The 6630-nt window shown below is 44.6% G+C and carries 3 protein-coding genes and 1 pseudogene; 1 reads left to right on the forward strand and 3 read right to left on the reverse strand.

Annotation, left to right across the window (positions count from 1 at the left end; all coding sequences use genetic code 11):
* Positions 1-98 precede the first annotated feature (98 nt).
* A protein-coding gene (locus G1O98_RS36080) for an IS1 family transposase (protein ID WP_163938967.1) occupies positions 99-784 on the forward strand; the annotation gives its coding sequence in 2 pieces (ribosomal slippage) (positions 99-438 and positions 438-784; 687 coding nt in all).
* Here G1O98_RS36080 and G1O98_RS36085 read toward each other — a convergent pair.
* The 3 genes and pseudogenes from G1O98_RS36085 to G1O98_RS36095 form a co-directional block, all read right to left on the reverse strand.
* Positions 777-2564 carry a DUF1998 domain-containing protein gene (locus G1O98_RS36085; protein ID WP_163938969.1) on the reverse strand — a complete coding sequence of 596 codons (1788 nt, stop codon included), beginning with the start codon at positions 2562-2564 and terminating at the stop codon, positions 777-779. The two genes, G1O98_RS36080 and G1O98_RS36085, sit on opposite strands and share 8 nt — an antisense overlap.
* Positions 2564-5986, reverse strand: a complete 3423-nt coding sequence (drmA, locus tag G1O98_RS36090; protein WP_163938971.1) for a DISARM system helicase DrmA — start codon at positions 5984-5986, stop codon at positions 2564-2566. The genes G1O98_RS36085 and drmA overlap by 1 nt, the downstream gene beginning before the upstream one ends.
* A 44-nt stretch (positions 5987-6030) precedes the next feature.
* Positions 6031-6630 (reverse strand): annotated as a pseudogene (locus G1O98_RS36095) (class I SAM-dependent DNA methyltransferase); the annotation flags it as partial.

Consider the following 6630-nt stretch of genomic DNA (forward strand, 5'->3'; position numbering starts at 1 on the left):
TGAAGAAAAAGGCACAAGCGTTAGGCTTTGATCTAATCGCTCAATCTTCTGTTACAGAGATGGTTTCTTAGGAGAGGGATGAGTTGAGGTTATCTACTGTGCAATGTCCATACTGTGGGTCTACGGAAATTCGGAAGAATGGTAAGCGAAGAGGTAAGCAAAATCACATCTGTACTAACTGTGCTCGCCAATTTATCGACGTGTACGATCCGCCAAAAGGATATTCTGAGGAGTTAAAACAGGAATGTTTAAAAATGTACCTTAACGGCATGGGTTTTCGCGGTATTCAACGGGTTAAAGGAGTGCATCATACTACTATCATTTATTGGGTCAAACAACTGGGAGAAAAACTTCCCGATGTACCAAAAGAAGATGTCATTCCAGAAGTTGGAGAACTGGATGAATTAGAGACATTCATAGGCTCAAAAAAAACAAAATTTGGCTGTGGACAGCAGTAAATCACTTTACTCAAGGGATTTTGGCGTGGGTTCTAGGAGATCATAGCGCTGAAACGTTTGAGCCATTATGGGAAATTGTTAAGCAGTGGCAGAGCTATTTCTATGTGACAGATGGTTGGAAAGTTTACCCAAGTTTTATCCCTGATGAAGACCAAATTGTCAGTAAAACATATATGACACGGGTTGAAAATGAAAACACAAGGGTTAGACATTATCTTGCACGCCTTCACCGAAAGACCTTATGCTATTCCAAATCAGAAGAAATGCTGAGGTACTCAATTAAATTATTACTTCATTATTTGAAGTATCAAACTGTACCTACATAAATCTATTCATCCCTTCATTCAGCAACGCCAAAAATCTTTCCTCTTGTACGTTATCTGGTTGATGTTGAGCGCATACTGGATCGTTAGAACAAAGTTTTCCCAACTCTAAGGCAACATTCAAATGTTCTTCAAGTTGATTTCCTACTTGTACAAGTCCCCCTAAAGTCCCCTCAGAACCAGGAGAACCAGTATATAGAAGGATGCCATAGCCATAGCCTGCATCACTGGCATAGATGCGTTCACGAATTGAACTAGCTGCATAACCACACTCCAAAGATACTGCTGTAATCAAGAGATGTGATAGGGAATGCAGCATAATATAAGGAAGTCCAGGGAAAATGGCTTTTTCAGGGGGAATACCTTTGCGATCGCGCCAGATATTGAAACCCCTTTCTAATTTTTGCCCCTGCTGTTTAACAGCCTTCCGTTGCTGCCAATCTTTTATAGCTTGTTTGTTAAAGGCAATAAACACCCCTTCGCCTTTATTTTCAATCGCAGGCACCCACTGACGTTCAAAATCCAAATCAGCACGCCGCACATTAATGCTTAAATCATCAATTTCTCCTTCAATATTAGGGATGGATGCCTCAAAACGGGTAAAGCCAACTTGGGCAATTACTTCTCGCAGACGATGTACCAACACTACCTGTTCTATAAATGGCAAGAGTGCAGGATTGAAATTATCTAACTTGCGTTTAGTAGCATAAAACTCGTCATTAGAAGTACCTATCTCTGCTGAACAAGAAAGTAAGGCTTCAATTTCTACTTGTTTGATGGTTTTAGAATCGCTGCTTCTTCCACTTTGACGGCGTTGAATTTCTGCCCAAACCACCTCTGCTCCAAATTTAGTTAAGTCAGCATACTTAGGATTCCTTTTCAGATTTTTTTGTACCTCATCCAAGTCTTCCCAATATTCCAAGTCTTTTAAATAATGGCGATCTACTACTTTTTTCAATTGCTCGTCAGCATCTGGAATCGAAATCACACTGAGGGTTTGAGCAAAATAGGCATTACTAGCAGAACGTACCAAAAGACGGTTATGTTCTCGTTCGTTGGTTTGGACAATATTACCTGATTTATCTGGGGCACAAACCCAACAATCTTCCTTCTTAGCTTTAGCACCTAGCCAAGGACGATCCCCTTTGCATTCTCCGAAAACTTTGGAATTTTTGGCTTTAGCTATGGAAAGGGGACGACGGGCATTACAGTCTTGACATCGAACAAAAATTTCTTCAAAGTCATTGCCAGAGCCACCTTCATCTAGCCATAGTTGTCCTTGACAGGTGGTTTTAAAATCATTATGGGCAAAGGCGTACCAGTTTATATCGCTCAGATGTCCATTTATACAAGCTTGCACAAAGCGGACTGGTACGTATGACACGCGCTGTCCTTCAAATTTTGATCCCTCCTTAACTGTTCGCCAGTTAGCTAGGGGACGAGTACGATAATCTTTCCCGTTGAAACGAATAGTTTGATCAACTTGAGCTACAAACCAAGCAGGAAAAATAAATGCATCCACACCACTAAGAGGCATATTCGGGTCTGAAGTCTCTCGCGGTGGACTAAATAGTTCAATATTCTCAACTCGCAGCATTTTGCAAACTTTATCTTTCAAACGGTCTTCACGAATAGCCTGCATTTCGCCTTTCCAGTAGGTCAATCCCCCAATTACTACCGAATATTTAGGTAAATCTACCATTGCTCCTGGACCAAAGGTTGATAAAAGCTGGCTTTGGCGGATTTCTGCTTGTGGTTTTATTTTATTATTTGACTTCTTCATTAAACCTCTTCCTCTATTTCTAAACCAACGGGGTCACGCACAAAAAGTTTCACTACTGGCTCGACATCTCGCAAGCTGCGTTGGGCTTTAAATTTTTGCCGATCGCTACTTTCTTTGTCCGCCTTGGGGTCAAGGGCATCGAGTAGTAAAGGGGCTGCCATCTCTATTTCATTGCGTTGATATTGTAGGCGTTGGTCTTGCACGGCAATATGTTGCCATGTATCTAAACGGTCTGTAACTTGTCGCCGGATTTCTTGACGCAGACTTTCAGCTTCATCGGCTTTTAAAGGGCTATGTCCTTCTGCACGTTTAACGAGCGCATCCACAACAAAATTTAAAAGCAGGCGATGTTGGCTAATTTGAGCAGCACCAAGAGGCGCTGTCATCTCTGCATTACCTAATCTGGCAAGGGCAACGGTAACACCTGATAAACCCCGATCGATGGCGCGGGGTGAGAAGGGAGTAACGCTACTTGCTTCCACTGTGCGGTAGAAAGTATCATGCCAGATTTGAAAACGTTCGTAGTGAGAGCGATCGCGCGGTCGGTGAATGTTGAGTAAGGTAACGACTAAACCAGGTTTTTCAGCTTCTCGACCGACGCGGCTGGTGGCTTGGATGTATTCAGCAGTGGTTTTCGGCTGTCCTAAAACTACCATCAGCCCTAAACGCGTGATATCTAGCCCTACGGAAATCATGTTAGTTGCTAGGGCAATATCAACTCTTTCTTTCTCATGAAAAGGTAAAGCTAGACGACGTTTGGTATTAGCAACTTTGTTAGTGCTGATGCGAGAGGTTAATTCTTCCGGTTCATCATCTATTTTGCGATCGCAAAATAAGCTTAACGGTTCTTGGTAACGACGGCGATCGCCATAATGACTCAGGCGCGAGTTTACCTCATCTTCTACTAGGCGGCGACTACCACCCAATTCCCGCAGGGAATTAAAATAACCTAGCAGTGTCATATAAGGGTCAGCAGGATTATCCTGATTTGTTTTTCCGTCGGCATCTTCCCAAGCTTGTTTAGCTGCTCCCAACAGGGCTAAGTATGCTCGTAACAGAACTACTTTAAGGCTGCGTCCTTGGGCTACAACTCCGACATAAAGCCGTCCCGGTGTTTTGGTAATTGGTATAGTTTCTGCAAAAAAGGAGTCGTGGCGATCGGGCCCAGGAGGCGGAAAAATATCTACCTGGCTGTGACTAAATAAAGCTTGAATTTGGCGCTCGGCACGGCGGACTGTAGCAGTGGAGGCAATAATCTTCGGTCGGATAGTTTTATCATTGTGCGTCACACTACACAGAACATCGATAACCGTTTCGTATAATCCCACCATTGTTCCCAGAGGCCCAGAAATCAAGTGCAATTCGTCTTGAATAATCAAATCTGGTGGGGGTAAATTTTTGTCTAAGGCTCGACCTTTGGTTTTAGCATCAGCTGGCCCCGTGAATCCTACTTTTTCATCAAAATGAGTTACCTTGCCAAATAGCGCTCCAGTTTGACCAACCCAAGGCAGATTTGCAAATTTATCAACGGTGGAAATTATGAAGCAAGGAAGCCGTCGATAGATTTGTTCATCTACGGCAATGATGGGTAGGGGATTGTTGCCTTTAAATACACAAGCATGTTTACCATCTGCGTGTTTTTTCCGATTGTCGCAGATTACCCGGAGGTCAGTAGGTGCATCGGCAAGTGGTAAAAGTTGAAACGATCGTGCTTTCAATTCCGTGCCACACCAAGGACACCTCTCTAGGGGAATCGGCTTTGGTTTATGAGGATAATGCCGATCAAATTCTTGAGTCCGAGCCCAAGCTGAATTATCTTTGTCGCCTTTTTTACCCATTTTATTGGGTGTGGCACCCTGCCCAACCCACAACCCAATCTCAAAGGGATGCTTACCTAGTCTAGGATTTTGCTGACGTTCTAGTTCTAAGGCACAGACGAGGGTTGCGGCTCTTTCCAATTGGTCTAGGGTGAGGAGGCGCAGAGTGTAGCGCATGAGAACGCTGACACCAGCAGAGTGGATACTAGGATCGCGCAGACGACGCAGCACCAGAGTGAAGGCTGCCAACCCTAAATAGGCTTCGGTTTTGCCGCCACCAGTGGGAAAGAACAGCAAATCTACTATTTCCCGATCTGGATGTTCTGGTTGAGCAATGCTCAGGATGTTCAACAGCAGAAAAGCTAGCTGGAAAGGTCGCCACTTCGGTGGTGAAAAGTCTTCAGGGGATTTGTTTGGATCATCGTGAGTTAGGCGTTGTCTTCTAGCAGTTGCTAGAGCTTGGTTAGCAATTTGAAAAGCTTCTAGCACCAGAGGATCTTCTAAAGCTTGTAATCCGGCGGCTATGCGTTGGTTAATCCTGCTAGCTGTGGTTAATAATTCACTAGCAATTTTTCTCTGGTGCGGTTCAGTGGGGGCTGCGGCTTGCTGTTTGGTAATCCAGTCAGTATATTCAGACACCATTGGGTAAACCATCTCAGATATAGCTGCCGCGTCTTTTGCCTTAGCTAGTGCTTCCATGCCTAGTTTTAGCCCCGGAATATCTGCTGGTTCTACTCTGGGCACCTCTGCTGTGGGCATCCAGTTAGTACGAATTTCTTGACAGATATGATTCGAGCTAAGGATAGTAATAGCAGAAACGTTGTGTCCAACAGCATATTCGCAATCGTTGCGATATTGCAGGCTTGACACCGCTTCGTCCCTGTCTTGGCTGTTTTGCCCCCGCAAGTTAGGGCGGGATACAAAAGCGTCAGCTGTGCGGATGGTGAGGCAGGCTTGAAAAATAAAACTGATGTCGTGCTTTTGGTTGGGATTGTTGCTGCGGTAGTTAACTAAGAATACTGAAACCGAACGCGTACCAACAGGGAGTTTTTGTTGAGGTGATGAAGCTACAGACCGATTTGACACAAATAACTTTAAACCGTTGCTGTCTGGAACTTCAATCTGAATTTTTCGTTGATTTCCCAGCAGAGAAATAGGCATACTAATGCAATGAGGGGAGCGTTGCCATAATTCTTGCTTGGCTGACTGGGGATTCTCGCTATGATCTAATTCTGTTTCGCTTTCAAGAAATTGGTAGTCACCCCACTGCACAGTTATATTCAGTTCTGTGGTATTTTCTGGTAGAAGAAAGCTCAAGCCAATGGAAGAAGGAAAGTGAGCTTTACGGGCTGAGGAGGTTTCGGGAGCATTGGCATCTTCATTAGTATCACTGCTACTAAGTTGTTCGAGTGTGTCATCTGCTGTTTCGTCCGATCGCACTTCAACAGGCGCTCCAAAAGGTACTAAAAAACCTGTAAGATACCACTTAGAAGGAGCTTGGGTGAGGATTTCCTCGGCATATTCAACATCATCAGGGGTTGGCCCCACCAAGTCTAGTTGCATGGCGCGGATTAGATGCGATCGCACTTCGGCAGATGTGGTCATAATATTCTTTGGGAATTCATTGGCATAACTGACGTTGAACCTGTTTAGACAGAAGCAGATGGGAAACCAGGAATAGTTAGATTCGTTTCTGTTGCTTTCCGCGTTTTTCCTGCCTTTTTAGTATTCCCTTTTACCTTCTCTTTCTCAGCAGCTTTACCGCCTAAAATTTCCGCTTCGGCGCGTTGCTGGTTGAGTTCGAGTAAACGGGCTAATACTTCGTCGTGAATTTCTTCGGGCCAACGGTAGCGCCAAGGCTTTTTCTTCTGGCGTTTGCTAGTGTTTTCGTCGTCTTCTTCGTCTTCGTAATCAAGCAGGAAAGTGCAGTCTGTGGAAATATCTGTCCAGCCGTAAGCATCGAGGACAGCCCGATCCATTTGGGCGTGGAGTAAGCGTAGTTGTAAAATATCGGGGTGGCGTTCGTCGGGATCGTGGAAGCGGTTGTATGTGTCGGTGAGTCCCTGGTTGTTGCGAACCATTAAGGCGGCGCGATATTCGTAGTAGGTTTTACCAGCAGCTTCTAGGGTGGGGTTAGTTTCCCAGTTTTCGGAGAAGGGAAAGGTTTCAAAGCCAGGGCAAACGCATCTAAATATTGACGAGCCTGAATCAGGATGAAATACACCAAGACTCAAACTCCATAAGGCTTT

It is taken from the genome of Nostoc sp. UIC 10630, assembly GCF_010747425.1.
In the GTDB taxonomy this organism is placed as follows: domain Bacteria; phylum Cyanobacteriota; class Cyanobacteriia; order Cyanobacteriales; family Nostocaceae; genus Nostoc.

Coding starts and splice junctions, on each gene's coding strand:
- G1O98_RS36085 (WP_163938969.1), bottom strand. CDS start 2,564: ATGAAGAAGTCAAATAATAAAATAAAACCACAAGCAGAAATCCGCCAA.
- drmA (WP_163938971.1), bottom strand. CDS start 5,986: ATGACCACATCTGCCGAAGTGCGATCGCATCTAATCCGCGCCATGCAA.